Source organism: Saccharothrix sp. HUAS TT1, assembly GCF_040744945.1.
Lineage (GTDB): Bacteria > Actinomycetota > Actinomycetes > Mycobacteriales > Pseudonocardiaceae > Actinosynnema.
Window position 1 is genome coordinate 8,456,406 of the sequence record NZ_CP160453.1, and the last position, 18,653, is coordinate 8,475,058.

At 68.7% G+C, this 18,653-nt stretch carries 25 protein-coding genes and 2 tRNA genes; 19 read left to right on the forward strand and 8 right to left on the reverse strand.

Going from position 1 to position 18,653, the window contains the following annotated elements; all coding sequences use genetic code 11:
• Positions 1 to 68: 68 nt before the first annotated feature.
• Both AB0F89_RS37110 and AB0F89_RS37115 read left to right on the forward strand, forming a co-directional pair.
• On the forward strand, positions 69 to 1,268 hold the full coding sequence (locus AB0F89_RS37110) for a cytochrome P450 (RefSeq protein ID WP_367131132.1): 1,200 nt from the start codon (positions 69 to 71) through the stop codon (positions 1,266 to 1,268).
• On the forward strand, positions 1,265 to 1,459 hold the full coding sequence (locus AB0F89_RS37115) for a ferredoxin (RefSeq protein ID WP_367131134.1): 195 nt from the start codon (positions 1,265 to 1,267) through the stop codon (positions 1,457 to 1,459). The genes AB0F89_RS37110 and AB0F89_RS37115 overlap by 4 nt, the downstream gene beginning before the upstream one ends.
• Before the next feature lie 46 nt (positions 1,460 to 1,505).
• On the opposite strand, the gene AB0F89_RS37120 is transcribed toward AB0F89_RS37115, so the two are convergent.
• The 5 genes from AB0F89_RS37120 to AB0F89_RS37140 all read right to left on the reverse strand — a co-directional run bounded on the left by AB0F89_RS37120 (position 1,506) and on the right by AB0F89_RS37140 (position 5,116).
• Positions 1,506 to 2,189: a DUF6348 family protein gene (locus AB0F89_RS37120; RefSeq protein WP_367131136.1), complete on the reverse strand. Its 684-nt coding sequence runs from the start codon at positions 2,187 to 2,189 to the stop codon at positions 1,506 to 1,508.
• Positions 2,190 to 2,218: 29 nt separating this feature from the next.
• On the reverse strand, positions 2,219 to 2,566 hold the full coding sequence (locus AB0F89_RS37125) for a type II toxin-antitoxin system PemK/MazF family toxin (RefSeq protein WP_367131138.1): 348 nt from the start codon (positions 2,564 to 2,566) through the stop codon (positions 2,219 to 2,221).
• Positions 2,553 to 2,696 carry a hypothetical protein gene (locus AB0F89_RS37130; protein ID WP_367131139.1) on the reverse strand — a complete coding sequence of 48 codons (144 nt, stop codon included), beginning with the start codon at positions 2,694 to 2,696 and terminating at the stop codon, positions 2,553 to 2,555. Before AB0F89_RS37130 ends, AB0F89_RS37125 begins: the two co-directional genes overlap by 14 nt.
• A 109-nt stretch (positions 2,697 to 2,805) precedes the next feature.
• Positions 2,806 to 4,659: a glycosyltransferase gene (locus AB0F89_RS37135; protein ID WP_367131141.1), complete on the reverse strand. Its 1,854-nt coding sequence runs from the start codon at positions 4,657 to 4,659 to the stop codon at positions 2,806 to 2,808.
• Positions 4,660 to 4,741: 82 nt separating this feature from the next.
• Positions 4,742 to 5,116, reverse strand: a complete 375-nt coding sequence (locus AB0F89_RS37140) for a DUF6542 domain-containing protein (RefSeq protein WP_367131143.1) — start codon at positions 5,114 to 5,116, stop codon at positions 4,742 to 4,744.
• 81 nt (positions 5,117 to 5,197) lie between these two features.
• Here AB0F89_RS37140 and AB0F89_RS37145 point away from each other — a divergent pair, with 81 nt between their 5' ends.
• The 16 genes from AB0F89_RS37145 (at position 5,198) to xerC (ending at position 16,975) form a co-directional block, all read left to right on the forward strand.
• Positions 5,198 to 6,247 (forward strand): LCP family protein, encoded by a 1,050-nt coding sequence (locus AB0F89_RS37145; protein WP_367131145.1) that lies wholly within the window; start codon positions 5,198 to 5,200, stop codon positions 6,245 to 6,247.
• 296 nt (positions 6,248 to 6,543) lie between these two features.
• Entirely contained in the window at positions 6,544 to 6,738 is a 195-nt protein-coding gene (locus tag AB0F89_RS37150) for a hypothetical protein (protein WP_367131147.1), read from the forward strand.
• Positions 6,739 to 7,150: 412 nt separating this feature from the next.
• Positions 7,151 to 8,032 (forward strand): hypothetical protein, encoded by an 882-nt coding sequence (locus AB0F89_RS37155; protein ID WP_367131149.1) that lies wholly within the window; start codon positions 7,151 to 7,153, stop codon positions 8,030 to 8,032.
• A gap of 574 nt (positions 8,033 to 8,606) precedes the next feature.
• On the forward strand, positions 8,607 to 9,341 hold the full coding sequence (locus AB0F89_RS37160; protein WP_367131151.1) for a GntR family transcriptional regulator: 735 nt from the start codon (positions 8,607 to 8,609) through the stop codon (positions 9,339 to 9,341).
• 136 nt (positions 9,342 to 9,477) lie between these two features.
• Positions 9,478 to 9,810, forward strand: coding sequence for a hypothetical protein (locus tag AB0F89_RS37165; RefSeq protein WP_367131153.1), 333 nt, complete (start codon positions 9,478 to 9,480; stop codon positions 9,808 to 9,810).
• Positions 9,811 to 10,072: 262 nt separating this feature from the next.
• Positions 10,073 to 10,336 (forward strand): hypothetical protein, encoded by a 264-nt coding sequence (locus AB0F89_RS37170; protein WP_367131155.1) that lies wholly within the window; start codon positions 10,073 to 10,075, stop codon positions 10,334 to 10,336.
• A gap of 2 nt (positions 10,337 to 10,338) precedes the next feature.
• Complete coding sequence (locus tag AB0F89_RS37175) at positions 10,339 to 10,530, forward strand: hypothetical protein (protein WP_367131157.1); 192 nt, start codon at positions 10,339 to 10,341, stop codon at positions 10,528 to 10,530.
• 98 nt (positions 10,531 to 10,628) lie between these two features.
• On the forward strand, positions 10,629 to 11,999 hold the full coding sequence (locus tag AB0F89_RS37180) for a cell division protein FtsK (protein WP_367131158.1): 1,371 nt from the start codon (positions 10,629 to 10,631) through the stop codon (positions 11,997 to 11,999).
• A gap of 72 nt (positions 12,000 to 12,071) precedes the next feature.
• Positions 12,072 to 12,287, forward strand: coding sequence for a hypothetical protein (locus AB0F89_RS37185; protein WP_367131160.1), 216 nt, complete (start codon positions 12,072 to 12,074; stop codon positions 12,285 to 12,287).
• Positions 12,287 to 12,724 (forward strand): hypothetical protein, encoded by a 438-nt coding sequence (locus AB0F89_RS37190; protein ID WP_367131161.1) that lies wholly within the window; start codon positions 12,287 to 12,289, stop codon positions 12,722 to 12,724. The genes AB0F89_RS37185 and AB0F89_RS37190 overlap by 1 nt, the downstream gene beginning before the upstream one ends.
• A complete protein-coding gene (locus AB0F89_RS37195; RefSeq protein WP_367131163.1) occupies positions 12,721 to 12,999 on the forward strand; it encodes a hypothetical protein in 279 nt (92 codons plus the stop codon). The genes AB0F89_RS37190 and AB0F89_RS37195 overlap by 4 nt, the downstream gene beginning before the upstream one ends.
• Complete coding sequence (locus AB0F89_RS37200) at positions 12,999 to 13,352, forward strand: hypothetical protein (protein WP_367131165.1); 354 nt, start codon at positions 12,999 to 13,001, stop codon at positions 13,350 to 13,352. Before AB0F89_RS37195 ends, AB0F89_RS37200 begins: the two co-directional genes overlap by 1 nt.
• A gap of 5 nt (positions 13,353 to 13,357) precedes the next feature.
• A complete protein-coding gene (locus tag AB0F89_RS37205) occupies positions 13,358 to 14,188 on the forward strand; it encodes a hypothetical protein (protein ID WP_367131167.1) in 831 nt (276 codons plus the stop codon).
• Positions 14,189 to 14,283: 95 nt separating this feature from the next.
• A complete protein-coding gene (locus tag AB0F89_RS37210; RefSeq protein ID WP_367131169.1) occupies positions 14,284 to 15,624 on the forward strand; it encodes a replication initiator in 1,341 nt (446 codons plus the stop codon).
• Positions 15,621 to 15,800 (forward strand): helix-turn-helix transcriptional regulator, encoded by a 180-nt coding sequence (locus tag AB0F89_RS37215; RefSeq protein WP_367131171.1) that lies wholly within the window; start codon positions 15,621 to 15,623, stop codon positions 15,798 to 15,800. Before AB0F89_RS37210 ends, AB0F89_RS37215 begins: the two co-directional genes overlap by 4 nt.
• On the forward strand, positions 15,800 to 16,975 hold the full coding sequence (xerC, locus tag AB0F89_RS37220) for a tyrosine recombinase XerC (RefSeq protein WP_367131173.1): 1,176 nt from the start codon (positions 15,800 to 15,802) through the stop codon (positions 16,973 to 16,975). Before AB0F89_RS37215 ends, xerC begins: the two co-directional genes overlap by 1 nt.
• A 67-nt stretch (positions 16,976 to 17,042) precedes the next feature.
• Here xerC and AB0F89_RS37225 read toward each other — a convergent pair.
• The 3 genes from AB0F89_RS37225 to AB0F89_RS37235 form a co-directional block, all read right to left on the reverse strand.
• Positions 17,043 to 17,117, reverse strand: a tRNA-Ile gene (locus AB0F89_RS37225).
• 86 nt (positions 17,118 to 17,203) lie between these two features.
• The gene (locus AB0F89_RS37230) at positions 17,204 to 18,049 is read right to left on the reverse strand and encodes an oxygenase MpaB family protein (RefSeq protein WP_367131175.1); all 846 of its coding nucleotides are present in this window, start codon (positions 18,047 to 18,049) and stop codon (positions 17,204 to 17,206) included.
• A 119-nt stretch (positions 18,050 to 18,168) separates the two neighbouring features.
• Positions 18,169 to 18,240: transfer RNA gene (locus AB0F89_RS37235), tRNA-Asn, on the reverse strand.
• Between the two features lie 137 nt (positions 18,241 to 18,377).
• On the opposite strand from AB0F89_RS37235, the gene AB0F89_RS37240 reads away from it, so the two are divergent.
• Complete coding sequence (locus AB0F89_RS37240; RefSeq protein ID WP_367131177.1) at positions 18,378 to 18,608, forward strand: hypothetical protein; 231 nt, start codon at positions 18,378 to 18,380, stop codon at positions 18,606 to 18,608.
• Positions 18,609 to 18,653 lie beyond the last annotated feature (45 nt).

Below are 18,653 nucleotides of genomic sequence, written 5' to 3' on the forward strand. Positions count from 1 at the left end.
CTTCATGGCTTCGTGAAACTTCTGTACGTTGCGAAGTAGGTCCCTTAACGCACTGGGAGGTGTGCGAGATGACCGAAACGCTGTACTCCGAGCTGCCCACGCAGCGCAGCACGGTGTTCGACCCGCCCGCGGAGTTGGGGTTGCTCCGCGAGCGGGCCCCCATCAGCCGGATGCGGTTCCCCGACGGCCACGTCGGCTGGCTCGTGACCAGCTACGAGCTGGCGCGGGAGGTGCACGCGGACCGCCGGTTCAGCAGCCGGGCCGAGCTGCAGCACCCGCCGCGGATGGCCGCGGGGCAGCCGATCCAGCAGCGGCCGCCGGCCAAGCCGGGCATGTTCATCTCGATGGACGCGCCGGACCACACCCGCTACCGCAAGCTGCTGACCGGCCAGTTCACCGTCCGCCGGATGAACCAGCTGATGCCGCGGATCGAGCGGATCGTGGCCGACCACCTGGCCGCGCTGCGCGCGGCGGGCTCGCCGGCGGACCTGGTGGCGAACTTCGCGCTGCCGGTGCCGTCACTGGTGATCTGCGAACTGCTGGGGGTGCCCTACGACGAGCGCGAGTCGTTCCAGCACGACACCGCGCGGCTGCTGAGCCTGGACTCCACGTTCGAGGAGGTCATGGCGGCGTTCGAGCGGCTGGAGGCGTTCGTGCTCCGGCTCGTCGAGCGCAAGCACGTCACGCCGGGCGACGACATGCTGTCCGGGTTGATCGCCACCGGCGAGCTGACCGACGAGGAAGTCGCCAACATGGGGCTGCTCCTGCTCGTCGCCGGGCACGAGACCACGGCCAACATGCTGGGCATCGGCACCTTGCTGCTGCTGCAGCACCCGGAGCAGCTGGCGGCGCTGCGGGCCGACCCGTCCCTGGTGGACAACGCGGTCGAGGAGATGATGCGGTACCTGTCGATCCTCCAGTTCGGCACGCTGCGCACGGCGCTGGAGGACGTGGAGGTCGGCGGCGTGGTGGTCCGGGCCGGCGAGTCGGTGTCGATCTCCGTCTCCGCCGCCAACCGGGACCCGGCGCGGTTCGAGCGGCCCGACGAGTTCGACGTCCACCGGCCGGCGTCCGGGCACATCGGGTTCGGCCACGGCGTGCACCAGTGCCTCGGCCAGCAGCTGGCCCGGATCGAGATGCGGGTCGGGTTCACCGCGCTGTTCCGCGAGTTCCCGGACCTGCGGCTCGCGGTGCCCGCCGAGGAGGTCCGACCGCGGACCGACATGGCGATCTACGGGGTGCACGAGCTGCCGGTGGAGTTCTCGTGAGGGTGGAGGTCGACCAGGAGCGGTGCGTCGGGTCGGGCATGTGCGCGTTGACCGACCCGGTGGTGTTCGACCAGGACGAGGTGGACGGGACGGTCGTGCTCCTGGAGCCGTCCCCGACCGGCGAGCACGGGACGGCGGCGCGGGAAGCGGCGCACCTGTGCCCGGCGGGCGCGATCCGCGTCGTGGGGTGACCACGCCGTCGGGGCCGTCCCACCGGGGCGGTCCCGGCGGTGCTCCCTAGTGCTGCTGGTCGGTCAGCACGACCAGGAACGCGCGGGCGAAGTTCGCCGACTCGCCGCGCGGCCAGTCGAGGGCGCGCAGCGCTTCCGTGACGTCCGGCCGCACGACGCCGTTGACCCGCGCCTCGACCACCTCGGAGCCGGCGCTGCCGCCGAAGATGAGCTTCACGCCGTTGACCGGCTGGTCGAGGTGGGCGGGCAGGGTGTCGCGCAGCGCGGGCGCCAGCGGGTGGTCGGCCGTCCAGTCGCGCATCGCCACGGGGTCGAGGCCCCACGACTGGATCGGGCCGTGGATCACGTGGTGGCCGGGCAGTCCCACCGGGTCGTCGCCGGAGATGTGGTCGGCGAGCTCGCCGCGTTGGGCGAGCAGTTCCAGCAGCGCGGGCGCGGTGGTCGACAGCCACGTCCTCGCCGCCTGCTCGGCGACCTCGGCCGGCGTCCCGCCGAAGCCGACGGCGCAGTCCCACAGCACCGGTGCCCCGGGCGCCTCCGGGTTGAAGGCGAAGCCGACGTCGACGTGACCGGCCGGCTGCTCGCCGCCGTGCAGGTCCTCGACCAGGACCACCGGCGAGCCCTCGGTGCGGACCACCCCGCCGTCCACCGACCAGGCGCCCGCGATGTCGGACAGCCCGGTGGCGAGCGCGGTCAGCAGGCGGTTGCGGTCGATCGCGACGTCGAGCACGCGTCGACCCTAACGGTGCGACGGCGTGCTCAGAGCGCGAGGTGCACGCGAAGGGCCTCGTCGAGCTGCTTGAGCACGGCGGGCGGCAGGCCGCCGATCCGGGCGCGGAGCCTGGCCGCGGCGACCGTGCGCACCTGCTCGGCCTGCGCCTTGGAGTCCGCGCCGAGCCCGCAGTCCTTGGCGGTCAGCAGCACCTGGAACGGGTACACCCGCGCGGTGTTGGAGGTGATCGGCACGACCGTCACCACACCCCGGCCGCCCCGGCCGGCGACCCGGTTCGCCGCGTCGTTGCTCACGACCACGGCCGGGCGGACCTTGTTCGCCTCGGCGCCCCGCACCGGCTCCAGGTCCACCCAGTAGATGTCACCTCGGCGCATCGGAGACACCGTCCGGCGCGGTCACGTCCCACATCTCGGCGTCTCCTCCGGTCTCCCACTCCTCCCACGCGCTCGCGTAGGCGTTCTCCAGCCCCGCCTCGCGCAGCAACGCGATCGCCTGGTGGATCACCGACGACCGTGATGCGCTGTGGTGTTGCCGCAGGTAGTGATCAACGAACTCTACGTCCTCCTCAGGGAGGCTCACACTGATTTTCATACCAGCGATGCTACCTCCGGTATTACCCGGTAGCCACCTCGGCCAACCCGCTGCGACGCGCCGTCTGCCACTTGAGCGGCGTCCCGTGCGCGGCCGTGACCAGCGACTGGACCACCACGAGGTAGGTCAGCTGCCGGTACGCCAGCTGCTGGAGCGGGAACGCCCAGAGCGGTTTCAGCGACTCGCCGTCGAGCCGCAGCGCGTAGCCGGCGCTCGCCGTCTGCACGGCCAGGAAGACGCCCCAGATCACCAGCCCGAGCGGCGCGTCCGCCACGAACGCCCCGTACAGCACGTACACGTCGAGCGCGGGCGCGAGCACCGGCAGCACCACGTGGAAGACCAGCAGGTACAGCAGCCCGAACCGGCCCATCCGGCCGTCCTCGCGCAACGCGGTCCGGTGCTTCCACATCGACTGGAACGTCCCGTACGACCACCGGTACCGCTGCTTGTACAGCCCGCGCGCGCCCGTCGGCACCTCGGTCCACGCCCGCGCCGCCGGCTCGTACACCACCCGCCACCCGGCCCGGGTGATCGCCATGGTCAGGTCGGTGTCCTCGGCCAGCGTGTCCGCGCTGATCCCGCCGACCTCCTCCACCGCCTCCCGGCGGAACGCGCCGATCGCGCCGGGGATGGTCGGGATGCACTCCAGCGCGTTGAGGATCTGCCGGTCCAGGTTCGAGCCCGCGCAGTACTCCAGGTGCTGCCAGCGGCCGAGCAGCCCGCCCCGGTTGGCGACCTTGACGTTGCCCGAGACCGCGCCGACGCCGGTGTCGCCGAGCGGGCGCACCACCTTGGAGACGGTGTCCGGCTCGAACACCGTGTCGCCGTCCACCAGCACCAGGGCGTCGTGCCGGGCCAGCGCGATGCCCGCGTTGAGGGCGGCGAACTTGCCCCGGTTCGGCTGGCTGACCACCCGCACGCCGGGCAGCCCCAGCGCCTCGACCACCGCGGCCGTGCCGTCGGTCGAGCCGTCGTCCACCACGACCACCTCCACCTCGGCGGGGTGCTCGGAGGCCGCGATCGACCGCACGGCGGCGGCGATGTTCGCGGCCTCGTTGTAGGCGGGGACGATCACCGACACCGGCGGCGCGTGCGGCCGCACCTCGGTCTCCCGGTGCAGCCGGCGCGACGTGTGCGCCAGGCCGAGCTGCAGCACCGTCCGCAGCACGGCCAGCACGGCGACGATCGCGCAGACGACGCCCAGGACCGCGGCGAGCACGTCGCCGTGGTGCTGCGCCCACGCCTGCGCCCGGCCGGTGACCCTGGCGCCGAACCCGGCGTCGGTCATCGCGTCGGCGCGGCCGGTGGCGTCGGTCAGGGTGGTGAAGCGGCGGTCCGGCAGCGCGTCGGCCAGCAGGGCGACCACGGCGGGCGCGGTGCTGGAGACGTGCAGCCGGATGACGTGACCGGGGTCGACGGCGGCGACGACGTGGTGCGCGTCGTAGAGGTGGCGGTCGAGCGTGTCCGGCTCGGCCTCCTCCAGTCCGGTGTGGACGTTCGCCGCGTCGGCCAGGGCGTGCTGCGCGAACGCCCGGCCCAACCCGGTCGACTCGCCCGAGCGGAACCCCGAGACGCCGACCTCGTGCCCCTCGGCGACCATCCGCCGCACCAGGTCCGGGTGCTCGTTGACGTGCGCGCCGACCACGAAGAACGTCGCCCGCAGACCGCGCTCGGCCAACGCGTCCAGCACCCGCGGCGTGTAGCGCGGGTGCGGCCCGCCGTGGAACACCAGCGCCACCGCGCCGTCCACCACCGGCTCGTCCCCGGCGGCGACCAGCGCGGGTTCGTCGGCCAGGGACGTGGCGTAGGCGTGGAAGCTCAACGCGCCCATCAGCAGTCCCAGCCCCAGCACCAGCGAGATCCAGTGCGCTCTCACCTGACGTGCTCGAAGACGGTCGTCACGATCAGCGCCGACAGGCTCAGCAACGACGTCGCCAGCGCGATGCTCACCGCCCGCATCAGCCCCCGGCGTCTCCCCGTCCGGTCGACGAAGACCTGCTCCTCCACCACGATCCCCCCACCCTCACCAACGCGACCGACAACCCGCACCCGACCGCCACCGCGAGGTGCGGGAACGCGCGGATCACCGGAGGCGCGACGAGAACCGTCAACTCCCCCAACGACTTCCCCCGGACCGCGGCCACCCCGACCACGAGCCCCGCGTAGAGCAGCGGTGGCGCGGGCACGACGGTCCACAGCCCGATCGGCCGCACCATCGCGGCGGCGAGGGTCGTGCCGAGCACCATCATGACGCCGAGCACCAAGCCGTTTTCGCCGCCGTCGACCCGGATCCCGACGCCGGTGAAGACCGCCGACACGGCGAGTGCCGCCATGCTCGGCAAGTGAGCCATGCGGTCGGCCACGCCACGCCCCCCTGAACGTCTCCTAGGTTAAGTGACGTGAAGGGGGCGTGGATGTTGCGCGCGATATTGCTCGGCGTGGTTCGCGGCACATGGGTGGTGCTGTCGGCGGCGGTGCTGGTGCTGGCGGGAGTGGCCTGGACCACTTACCAGGACGTGGACACGGGGGTGCGGCGGTCGCAGGCGGTGCGGGCGGACGACGTGAGGTCGACGTCCGGGGTGAACGTGCTGCTGGTCGGGTTGACCACGCGACGGGACCTGGACGGCGGGACACCGCCCGACGACGTGCTGGCCGCGCTGCACGCCGGTGACGTGGACCGCGGCGGGTACAACGCGAACACGTTGATCCTGCTGCACGTGCCGGCGGACGGTTCGGCGGCGACGGCCCTGTCCGTGCCGCGGGACAACCACGCCACGCTGCTCGGCATACCGGGCGGGCCGCAGCACGGGAAGGTGAAGGAGGCGTACGGGCGGGCGAAGGAGGCCGAGGAGCGGCGGCTGGCGGAGCTGGCCCCGATGGACGTCGCCGAGGTCGAGTGGCGGGGGCGCGAGGCGGGTCGGCGGGCGCAGGTGGAGACGGTGCGGTCGCTGCTCGGCGTGCCGGTCGACCACCTCGTCGAGGTGAGCATGGTCGGCTTCTACCACCTGGCGGAGGCGCTGGGCGGGGTCGAGGTGTGCTTGAACAACGCCACGTCGGACACCTACTCGGGCGCCGACTTCCCGGCCGGTCGGCAGCACCTGACGGCGGCGCAGGCGCTGGCGTTCGTCCGGCAGCGGCACGGGTTGGCCAACGGCGACCTCGACCGGACGCGTCGGCAGCAGGCTTTCCTGAGCGCCGTGGCGCACCGGCTGCGCTCGCGCGGGGCGGACGCGCTGGGGCCGGTGGCGGAGGTGGCCAAGGGGAACGTCGTGCTGTCGGAGGGCTGGGACCTGCTGTCGCTGGCGCAGGGCGTGTCCGGTGTCCGGTTCCGGACGCTGCCGTTGGAGAACGACCCGTCGGTCGACGTCCAGCCCGTGCTCCGGGAGGCTGTCGCGTCGGCTCTGGGCGGTGGTGGTTCGTCGGGCGCGGGCGGTCCAACCGACCCCGTTCCGTGCGTGGACTGACCGTTCAGGCGGTGTCCGATGGAGGTAACGCCCTACGCCTACTGGACGACATGCGCGACGACACCGTCTCGCCAGGAGGACTCGTGAGGACCCGCTTAGCCGTGCTGCTCTGCACCACCGCCCTGCTCACCGGGTGCTCGACCTCATCACCCACCGGCGCGCCGACCACCAATCCCCCCTCCCCCACCCCGATCCCCACCACCGAGGCCCCCACCCCCCTCACGTCCCCCGCACCGCCTGCGTCCCCCGAACCTCCCGCAGCCCCCACAACGTGCACCGTCCCGAACGTCGTCGGAATGGTCCACCAAACCGCCCAGGACACCATGCAGGCCGCCGGCCTCTACCTGCTCCGCGAAGAAGACGCCACCGGCCAGGGCCGCGTCCTCGTCCTGGACCGCAACTGGACCACCACCGCCCAAAGCCCCGCCGCGGGCGAGGTCGTCGACTGCGACACGGAAATCCTGCTGAGCGCGAAGAAGATCGGCGAATGACGACACCGACCACCGCCGCCCGCGGTTCCGGCCGACGATCACCCTGAGGCTCATGGCCAACAACCTGGACAGATGATCTACAGTGGATCTTGACCCAGACGTTTCCGCAGGTAGTCGAGTGGGGCGGGTGGGGTTCGAACCCACGACCTGACGGATTGTTGGCCGCCTCTCCCGCCGTCTGCCGACACCTGCCAGCACTCGTCACCACCAGCGCGCTTCGCGTCCGCGAACGACCACTGTGGATCGTGGTTCACCGTCGTCTGCCGTCGTTTTGTGGGGCAAAGGTGTGGCGTTGATCTTCTACGCAAGACCGTCGTCGTCGACGGACGAATCTAAAGACGACCAAACCGATCAATCGCATCGAACCATATTGCGGTCGACCAAAAACGTCCACTAGTGTACAATCGCGCGAATGGTCAGTCCTACCGATGAAAGCAGTAACAAATTCATACAGGCTGGCGCACTGATGTGCAACCCGAGGGCTGGCGAGACAACCGACCCGTACCGGATATTCACCTCCCGCGTGCACAGCTTTTGGCATTTCATCGGAAGGATTTACAAGGTCGCCTCCAGAATGGACGAGACCCTAGACTCGCTTAGTGAAATCTACAAGTTTGACCGAAACGACTTAATGCGATATTCCGACCGCCTCACAGAGGACAGAGGAATTATCGGCGAGCTACTCCTAACTCGCACGACCGACGCCTTCTTGACCTATGTGTCGCGCCTTCTAGGGTTGCTTTTCAGAGAAAAGCCGGAAATTCTACAGAATGTAGTTACAGTACCCCTTGCAGCCGTACTCAATGCTCCGGATAAAGATTCAATAATCGGTTACGCAGTCGATAAATACGTGCAAGATTTGAGCTACAAGAGTCTGCGCGACCTCTACCGTGACATCAAAAACAAATGTGACTTTCAACTATTCACGGATGTCGCCGTGCTGAACACAGCCGTCGAGGCAGTCGGCCTCCGTAACGTCATCGTTCACAATAACAGCGTTGTCGATGAACGCCTGGCCCGCGACGCGGCCAAGTATGGCAATTCAATAGGCCATGTTGCTACTCAATATAACGCATTGGACATGATGTCCACCTTGATTCTTGCGGCGTTCGACATCGACACTAGAGCACGCGCCAAATGGGGACTACCCCAGGGAGTATTGAAGGTCTCCCATGAGTGTCATATTTACGAAAATGATATCGAAGCGAACGAAAGAAGGACGCGAGTCCTCGCCCATGTGCGTAAATCTCATACCGAATCAAATGAAAACGAGACGCAAACCATAGCAGAATAAGGCCAATTCAGCATATGTGCACACAGTAACCAGTTCGATAAACACGAGCACCTTGCTTTGTGTCAACTAAGGGCTTCGTGTCATCCCGCCGACCTGGCTCGCCCCAACCACGCGTGTCAAGGGGGCGCTATCCGTCCGCACAGGACTGTCAGGCTGGGACTGCCCCCTTGACGCGTGTGGTTGCCCTCGTGGAGGTCGGCGGGATGACACGAAACCCGACCCACGCTGGTAGCCGAGCTGGCGGTGTCCTCCGGTCATCCTGCTGGCCTGCCCGTCCGGCGAGGACATGTCTTTCCCTCTACGGGGCCTGCTGGGGTCGGTCGCGTCTTCGGCCGCCGGCGGGCCAGGGTGGCGGAGCCGGGCCCCTGGCCCTTGCCGAGCGGCCTCAAGCAGAGCGGCGCGAGCGGCCCCGGCAGGGGCCGCCTTGATGAAGAAAAGAAACTCTGAACACGTCGGTGTGACCTGGCGAGGCCGTTGCATGCGTGCAACACGGACGGGGTAACTTGGGGCTGTACGAGCTGTACAGAACTACGTGAGGTAGCGGAGGTGGCCCGTGGGAGACGGTTTGGCCCGAGTGGGCTACCGCGAGATCGCTGATGAGCTACGCCAGGAGATCGACTCCGGGCAGCTCAAGCCTGGTGAGAAGGTTCCAGGCGAGAACGACCTGATGACCAGGTACGGCGTGGAGCAGCCTACGGCGCGCCGTGCGCTGGACGTCCTCAAGAACGAGGGCCTGGTGGTCGCCAAGCGTGGTTCGGGCACCTTCGTCCGAGAGTTCCGCCCCATCCGCAGGGTCTCGCCCGACCGGCTCAAGGCCGTGGTGTGGGGCGCCGGTCGTTCGATCTGGAGCGCCGACCTTGGGCTTCGGCCACTGGATCAGGGCACGACCGTGACCACCGAACCCGCTCCCCCGATCGTCGCTCACGTGCTCGAACTTGACGAGGGCACTGCGGTCGTTGTGCGGCGACGCCGCTTCGCGGTTGAGGACAAGCCGGTACAGCTAGCCACCTCGTACTACCCGGCCCAACTCGTAGAGGGCTCGCCGATCACCCAACCGAACACGGGTGAAGGCGGCTCGTACGCGCGGCTGGCCGAGCTGGGGCACAAGCCAGTGAGGTTCCGGGAAGAACTGCGGACCCGCATGCCTCGGGAGCACGAGCGGCAAACGCTTGAACTGGCGCAGGGAACGCCTGTCATCGAGATTGTCCGCACTGCCTACACCAGCGAGAACTTGCCGGTAGAGGTGAACCTCATGGTGCTCGACAGCTCGTCGTACGTTCTGGAGTATAAGTTCGCCGCTGACGACTAAGCGGCACACCCGGCCGACAGTGTTGCTTGCGCGCAACACGTGCATTCGCTTTTGCAACCTCTGTACAGATATACCTTGAGTTCGGTACAGAACCATGGTTATCTGTAGCTACCAAGTTCTGTACAGAGGAGATGCCATGCGTGAGATCCCGGTGGTGCTGACCGGTTGGCGGCTGATGGTGACGGAAGAGCCGACGCTGAAGACGCGAGAGGTGGACGGCACGGCGGAGGTCGTGACCGACCGCGATGGCGCGTCGCAGTTCGTCGTGTCGGTGTTCGTGAAGTCCAAGGGGCAGAAGGGCGAGGAGATCCGCGTGACCCTCGGCACCGACCCCGGCGAGGGCTTCGAGGAGGGCACCTTGGTGGAGCTGGTGGGGGCGACGGTGTCGCCGTACAGCTTCAAGAACGGCAAGGGTGAGACGGTGTCCGGCCTGGCGTGGCGGGCGGTCGGCCTGAAGCCGCTCGGCTGAGCCGCTTCACTCGCGAGTTTCCTGACCCGTTTCGAGAATCGGGCTCCTGTGGCCACGTGAACCGCTCCGCGTTGTCGGGGTAGGCAGTGCTGCCGTCAAGCAGGGGTGTCCGTTCGTTCTTTGAGAATTCCACAGTGGGTAGATCCATACCTTTTCCGGCACCGACTCATCGGGTGCCGGGAGATTCGTTGCCCCCGGCACGTCCGGTGTCCAATGCCGGGGGCTTTGTGTCTCCCGTTCCTTACGGAAATGAGGTGGTGTGGTGGAGATCGTGAACAAGGCGGCGCAGGAGAACTACGCGACGTTCCGGGCCGCGATCACGCTGTTGCAGGAGACCGTGGACGAGTACGTCCGGGGCTTCATCGCGAAGGCGGAGGACGCGGACATCCCGGCGGACGCCTGGGCGGTGCCGACGGCGGACGAGCTGAAGTCGTTGTGCGACAAGGCCGTTCGGGAGATCGAAGAGTTCACCAAGGACGCCAAGAAGTACGAGGCGGACCTGGTCGCGAAGAACTGGAGGGTCTGACGGTGGCTGCTCGTTACGGCGCGAACCAGGCGGTCGACGCGATTGACCAGGCCATGAACCAGCTCCGGGAGGCGGTGGACGGGATGCCGTTCGCGCGGTTCCGCTTCGCCGGTCAGCACAAGGCGGTCACGCGAGCGGTGGCCAACCTGTCGATCGCGATGCAGGACGTGAAGCCGTACCTGCGGGACGACTAGCAACACGGTTTTCAACGTTTCGCCGGAGACCCGATCACGCCGAATACGGCTGATCGGGTCTCTGGTTTCCACACGCACGAAGAGAAGGGGTGTTCGTGATGCCGAAACCGACTCGCAGTCAGGGTTTCGAGGTCCGGGCGGTGAAGTGGGGTGTCCGACACCCCGGCATGGTGGCGGTTCCGCCCGCCCTGGCGGCTGCGGTGGGTGTGGGTGTGGTGGAGATGGGGTTGCCGACTACGGGCGGAATCGTGGGCGGTGCGGCGTTGGGGTTGGCGGGTTGGTATCGGGGTCACCCGGCGTCGTTCGACCACCTGATGCTGCCCCGGTTGCGGGCGTTCCGTCGGCGCTGGCTGACCTACGTAGGGCGCCGGTGGGCGGACATCCTGGCGGACTGCGATCTGGTCACGGTCAACCGGCGCACGGACGCGATGGTGGTGCCGCGCATCCTGCGGGTGCGGTCGGCGTCGCCGTCGATAGACACGATCCACGTGAGGCTCAACCGGGGCCAGACGCCGTCGATGTTCGAGGAGCGCGCTGACGCCCTGGCGCACGCTCTGCTGGCTCAGCGGGTCGCGGTGGTGAAGATCAAGCCGCAGGTCATCGGCCTGGTGGTCGAGCGAGAGAACCCGTTCGACGCCGACCCGATCCCGGCTATCGACCTGCCGCACGACTCCGACGAGGTCGACCTGGGCGCGATCGAGCTGGGCGACACCGAGTACGGCACGGCCTGGACGCAGTCGTTCGTGGGCCAGCACGTGTTCGTCGCGGGGGCGACCGGCTCGGGCAAGGGCTCGCTGCTGTGGTCGCCGTTGCGGGGCATGGCTCCGCTGTTGCGGGACGGGGTCGTCCTGCCGGACGTGATCGACCTGAAGGAGGGAATGGAGACCGAGATCGGTGCTCCGATCTTCCACCGCCGGGCGATCGAGTGGGGCGACGCGGTCGAGGTAGTCGAGTCGTTCCGGGACGAGCTGAAGGCGCGGCAGGCCGAGCTGCGCGAGCAGGGTAGGCGCAAGTTCACGCCGTCGGTCGAGACGCCGTTGCGGCTGTTGCAGATTGACGAGCTGGGGATGTTGACGTCCTACGGTCCGGCGTCCGAGGTGCGCGGTGTGCTCAAGCTGCTCTCGGAGGTCATGACGCAGGGTCGGGCGGCGGGGTTCGGCGTGTGCGGCTACGTGCAGGAGCCGACCAAGGACACGGTCCCGATCCGGGAGCTGTTCACCGCGCGGGTGTGCCTGTCGGTGACCTCGCAGAGCCAGGTGGACATGGTCCTGGGTGACGGGATGCGGCTGCGCGGGGCGCTGGCCGACGAGATCCCGTTGGACTCCGCGCACGCCGGTATCGGGTTCGTGGTGGAGCAGGGCTCCCGCAACCCGCTGCGCGTGCGGGCCTCCTACCAGTCCGACCAGGACATCCGCGACCTGGTCGCGTTCGTCACCTCGGGCCGCCCGCGCCTGCACGCGGTCGCCTGACTCATCGCACATCACGCGGCGCGATCCGTTGCCGCACAAGCACATCGCTTGATCCGGAGTGGAGGAGCAACCATGTGGAACCTGGGTATCCGGCTGTGGGCGGCGTGGCGGTTCGCGCTGTTCCTCGGCGTCGCGGCCGGGGTGCTGTTCGTGGTCTACCAGGTCGACGGGTTCGGCGCGTTCTTCGGCTGGACCCTCGTCCTGGCGCTGGTGGGTGTCGTGGCGGTGTTCTACATCCTGCGCGACTTCGTCCGCCGCGAGGTCGACCACCGACGCGGGCGGCTGTGATGGCCCGCATCCGCGCCCGTGGTGCGACCCGTGCCCCTCGGCCGCGCGGCGGGGTCGACCCCGGTCAGGTCGACCTGTTCGCCGACGACTGGAAGCAAGCCGCTGCTGCTCCCGAATCGAAGCCGGTGCCGCTGGCGGGGTTCGGTGGCACTCCCGACCTGGTGCCGCAGGTGCTCGACAGCATCTCGGCCGGGTCGGTCGGTCAGTTCGACTCGTCGGGGCGGGTGGTGGTGCTCGACGGTGACGGGCACTGCCGCCACGCCGACGACGACATCGCCACCGTGGTGGAGTCCCTGATCAAACAGCGCTATGCGGCTCAGGGCGAGTTCACCACCCAACTGCACGGCGTGATCCGCAAGAACACCTATGTGCTCGACCTGACCAACTCCGGTCACGCGATCCGTGCTCGCTGGTCGAGCCTGCGGGGTGCGCGGTGACGGCGCGGAGCCGCTTCGACTTCGACCTCAGGCGGCCCGCCCGCACGGGGGTCGCGGCGCTGGTCGAGCTGTCGAACCTGCGGCTGATCGCGGGGTTGGCGGCCGAGTACGACGACCTGGTGCGCCGCTACGCCGACGACAACGGCGAGCTGCCGGACCACCGGGCGGTGCAGGTCGCCGAGATCGCTCACCGGCTGCACGTGCTGCTGGGTGAGGAGTCCGAGCACTACCGCCGACTGTCCTTGGAACACCGAGAGGGAAGGAATCGTCACTGATGCCCGAACCAGGGAACCAACCGAAGTGGCCGGACTGGACGAAGGAGGACCCGCCGGACTGGATCAGGGATGACGTGGTCAAGTTCCTGCGCTTGGCCGTCGCCGACCGGCTCTACACCCGTGGTGGCGATGGGACGGGCACGTGGGGCTGGTACCTCGACCCGGGAGACCAGGCGACACCGGCCGCAGGTGACGAGTCCGGAGTCGTCTGGCTGTTGGAGGAGCACCGCTGCATCGTCCCGTCGCAGATGCACGTGTTGAAGGACGAATCGGGTGAGTTGTTCAACGCTCAGTTGATGGAGATCACCCCGGCCGGACGCGACCTGCTCGCGCGGCTCGACTCGAAGAGGTGAACCCCGTGCAGGCTCACGACTCCGACGAGATCGACGTCCAGGCGGGGGTCACCAGACGGGTCGTGGGCCTGCGCCGCAAGCGTGCCGAGTCCGCGCAGCTTCGCGGCCTGGTCGATGACCCTGACATGGTGGCGGTGCGGATCGAGTCGCAACGCCGGTTGATCACGCGCGGCATGTGGTTCTTCCTCGCGTTGGGCCTCGGCTTCACCACGGCTGGGGTTCAGGACTTCCTGGCCGGTCACCGGCCGGTTTCCGACCCGCTGTGGTGGGCGGCGTGGCTGGCCGAACCGATGCTGGCGGGCATCCTGATCATGTTGCTGGTGTTCGAGTCCGAGGTGCTGCACCGGGGCGTGCCGGTGGACAGCAAGTGGGTGGACTGGCTCAAGCGCATCCTGTTGATCTCGACGCTGTTCATGAACGTCTACCCCACGATCGCCGTGCGGGCCGGTGAGCGGTTCGAGGTCGGCAACCTCGCCATCCACGTCATGGTGCCGGTCGTGGTGTTCGGCGTCGCCGAGGTGATGCCGGTGATCCAGCAGCGGATGAACCAGGCCATCACCGACGCCTACCGCGCTGCCAGCACCGCCACACCGCAGCCTGCCCCGGCACCCGCTGCGGCAGCTGCCCTGCCGGTCCAAGCGGCGCTGGCCACCGGTACCCGGCTCAAGCTGCCGGAGCCGATCCGCGACGCGGTCAAGGCCAAGGTCGACCAGGTCGCCGCCGAAGGGCGCACGTTGACCGCCGACGACGTCCGCCAGGCGGCGCGCGTCCCCGCCGACCTCGCCGACCGCATCGTCGCCGAAGTGCACGCCCACAACGGGCACGCCTTCGCCTGATCCACGGCAGGAACTCCTACCTGCCCGTATGAGCGGGGCACGGCCACTCCCCTGGCCGTGCCCCGCTCCTCGTCCTGCTCGAAAGGAGGTGACGCGTGGTGTCCACGCTGGAAGACCGCATCGCCCACCGGCTGAGGCGGGCCGACTACCGCGACTGGCGCGACAAGGTCACCGGCATCGGTGGCTGCGCCCAGCCGATCCGCATGACCGGCGGCTGGCAGGTCCAGGACCAGGCCACCGGCGCGCTGCTGGACTGGCACGGCGGGGACGTGTTCATCCCCTGCGGCAACCGGCGCGAGTCGGTGTGCCCCTCGTGCTCGGACCGGTACGCGGCCGACGCCTACCACCTGATGCACGCTGGCCTGGCCGGTGGCTCCAAGGGCGTCCCGGTCTCGGTTACCGAGAAGCCGCGCGTGTTCGCCACGCTCACCGCGCCGTCATTCGGGCCGGTGCACAACCGACGCACCACAAGCCGCGGGAAGGTCCTGCCCTGCGCGTGCGGCTCCTGGCACCACCCCGACGACCCGGCCATCGGCACCCCGCTTGACGCCGACGCCTACGACTACGTCGGCTCGGTGCTGTGGCAGGCCAACGCCGGTGAGCTGTGGCACCGGTTCGTCACCGCGCTGAAGCGGGAGCTGATGAAGGCGGCCGGGCTGCCGGTCCGGGAGTTCAAGGACCATGCCCGGCTGTCCTACGCCAAGGTCGCTGAGTACCAGCGGCGCGGCCTGGTCCACTTCCACGCCGTCGTGCGCCTGGACGGACCCGAGGGACCGGCCGACCCCACTCCCTCGTGGGCTTCGGCGGAGCTGTTGGAGACGGCCATCATGGGCGCCGCTCGCTCAGTCGCCCTGGGCCAGGTGCTCCCCGACGGGAGCAAGTCCACGCTGCGGTGGGGCTCGCAGGTCGACGTGCGGCGCATCCGCCCGACCAGCGCCGCCGAGGTCGAAGAGGACGGCGAGATCAGCGAGTCTCGGTTGGCGGGCTACGTCGCGAAGTACGCCACCAAGGGCACCGGCAAGAGCGAAGCCGCCGACCGGCCGATCCGCTCCCAACTCGACATCGACCACCTGCGGGTGCACGCCCACCACCGCCGGATCATCCAGACCGCCTGGGACCTCGGCGACCTGGAGCAGTTCGCGAAGCTCAACCTGCGGCGCTGGGCGCACATGCTCGCCTTCCGGGGCCACTTCCTGAGCAAGTCCCGCGCCTACTCGACCACCTTCAAGGCCATCCGGGGCGAACGTCGCGCGTTCCGCACCGCCGAAATGCTCGACCAGCTCGGCCACGACCCCGGCTCGGTCCTGGTGGTCAACGACTGGACCTACACCGGCACCGGCTACGCCGACGACGCCGAGCGCGAACTTGCCCTGGCCATCGCTGAACGAACCCGTGAGCAGCGCAAGCGCAAGTACGAACAGGAGGTAGCAGCATGAGCAAGCTCTGGGGGATGAAGGAGGTCGCCGACTTCCTGGGCGTCCCGGTCAACACCCTTTACCAGTGGCGCACCCGCAACTACGGCCCGCCCGGCAAGCGCATCGGCAAGTACGTGCGCTTCGTCCCCGACCAGGTCAAAGCCTGGGTCGACTCGCTGCCGGACGGACTCGCCTGATGCCTCGGCCACCGCTGCCGCTCGGCACCTACGGCAAGATCCGCACCTACCAGGACTCGGCGGGCTGGCGGGCCAGGACCAACTTCCGGGACTTCGACGGCGTCACCAGGCCGGTGGAACGTCGGGGTCGGACGGAGGCTACGGCGATCCGGGCGCTGAAGAAGGCGTTGGCGGAACGCACGGCCCCGGTGGACTCGGAAGGCATCACGCCCGACATGCGGTTCCGGACGGCCGCCGAGTTGTGGTTGCGGGAGTTCCAGCGGGCCGTTGACTCGGGCAGGCGGTCCCCCACCTCGAAGGAGACCTACGAAAGCAGGCTCAACGGCTTGGTGCTGCCCGCGATCGGTGATCTGCGGGTGCGCGAGTTGACCGTGCCGCGTCTGGACAAGGTGGTGGCCGCAGCACAGGACTTGCACAGCTCGGCCACCGCCAAGACGGTGCGCACGATCCTGTCCGGCGTCTGCGGCCTGGCCGTCCGGCACGGTGCCCTCCCGGCCAACCCGGTGCGAGACGTCGGGCGGTTGGAGGGCAAGAAGTCACGGCCGCGTGCGCTGTCCGAAGACGAGTTGGCGGACCTGTTGGGCAAGCTGGATGACGACGAGGTGGCGGTCCGCCAAGACCTCCCGGACCTGGCTCGGTGGTACGCGGGCACAGGGGAGCGCACCGGGGAAGGGCTCGCCGTCCACTGGGAACACCTCGACTTGGACGCGGGCGTGGTGAACTGGGGCGGGAGCCTCATCCGGGTCAAGGGCCAGGGGCAGAGGATCAACACGGGTAAGACGGACGTGTCCGAGCGGGCCTTGGCGCTGCCGAGTTGGCTGGTGCTCAACCTCCGTGATCGCCGTGTTCGGGTGGCCGAGCGCTTCGGGGTCGCGCCGGAGCAGCTGACCGGCCCGGTGTACCCGAACACCCTCGGCGGCCTGCGGGACAAGCACAACACGCTTGCCCGATGGCGCGAGTTCCGGCAGCGCGCGGGCTATCCCTGGGTCACCTTCCGCACGTTCCGGCGGTCGGTGGCGACCATCCTGGACGAGGCCGGGTTGACCGCTCGGCAGATCGCCGACCAGCTCGGCCACTCGAAGGTCTCGACGTCGCAGGACGTCTACATGGCGCGCCGAGTGACCAGTCGCAGGGCAGCTGAAGCCCTGGAGGCGGTTAAGGGGTTCCGCCCGTAAAGTGGGGCAAAAGCATGGCGTTGATCATGGTGCCGTCTGATGCCACCTCGTTGACCAGCGGAAACAGTGGGGCGGGTGGGGTTCGAACCCACGACCTGACGGATTATGAGTCCGCTGCTCTGACCGGCTGAGCTACCGCCCCCTGACGTGCGGTTCTGGAGGGTACAGAGGGGGACTACCCCGCGTCTCCACAACCCGGCACGGCGTGACCAAGCTGTGCACTCCCGACTACGGGGCTCCGAGGTCGGACGGCCGGTAGGTGTTCGGGTAGCCGGGGTAGGTGCGGTTGCGCGGGTCGTTCGTCAACCGCGGGGTCCGGCGCGGTGGGAGGAGGCGGACGGTGTGGGCGCGGGTGTGCAGGGCCAGTTCGGCGGCTCGGGTCAGCCAGGTGGGCTGGGCGGGGAAGCCGAAGGCGTCGAGCATCGGTCGGTCGAGCATGGCCAGCACGGCGCGGGAGGTCAGGCTGCGGGGCGCCGGGTACCAGGAGCAGAACAGGTCCAGGGTGTACCGGCCGATCGCCCGGTTCGTGTCGCTGTAGGTGAACCGCGAAGCCTCGTACTCGCGCTTGAACGTCCGGTACTCCTCGTACGACCCCGGCAGCGCCTTGATCCCCATCCGCGCGCCCACCGCCGTGTAGAAGTGGAACGCGGCCAGGCGCTCGTGGTCCGTCAGCGGTCGCCAGCCGTACTTCGTGATCCACTCGATCGGGTCGAAGATGAACGTCGACAGCACGTACCGCATGTCGTCGTTCGAGATGTCGTACCGCCCGTGCAGCCGGTTCACCACGCGCAGCGCCTCACGCCCGCGCGGCGAGTCGTAGCCGTGGTCGACCAGCTCCGCCATCAGCAGCGCCGTGTCGTCGTACCGCTTCTGCGGCCGGCGCTCGAACTCGCCGGTCTTGGCCAGCAGCGCCGAGATGGACGGCACGCAGTAGGTCCGGAACAGGGCGAACTCCAGCGCCCGCACGTAGTCCCACGGGAACTCGTACCCGGACGACAGGCGCATGATCTCGACGTGGTCCCGCTCGGGGTCCAGCGACGTGATGCGGCGACGGTTGGCGAAGCGGTCGGCCATGTGGATCAGCGTGCCCCAAGAAACCGGCCCGGAGGGAGTGACAATCGGGTGACGTGCGGGTACCCCGCACCCATGAGACGACAAAACCCCAGGTCCGCCGGACCTGGGGTGCCATCGCGCTCCCCCTACTGGATTCGAACCAGTAACCCTTCGATTAACAGTCGAATGCTCTGCCATTGAGCTAAGGGGGAATGTTCTGTTGTGGACCGGGCCTCCCGGCCCGACAGGACGTAACTCTAGCGCATCCTCAACAGTGTCCGCACACACCCCCTCCCCTTCCGGTAGGAAGGGGTGTGACCAGGCACGATCTCCAGGAGAGGACATCCTCATGAAGGGCATCCTGCTCGGCGCCGCCGTCGGCTACGTCCTAGGGGCACGCGCCGGACGCCAGCGCTACGACCAGATCGTGCGCGCCTACCGCTCGCTGGCCGACCACCCGGCCGTCCAGGGAGCGGCGGGCATCGTCCGGGCCAAGGTGGGCGAGAAGACCGGCTTCGACCGCCACCGCTCGCACGCCAACGGCCACCGGCGCGATCCGGTCATCCCCCGCGCCAACTAGTGCGCGACTCCGAGGCCGCCCTCCCGCGCAGGAGGGCGGCCTCGA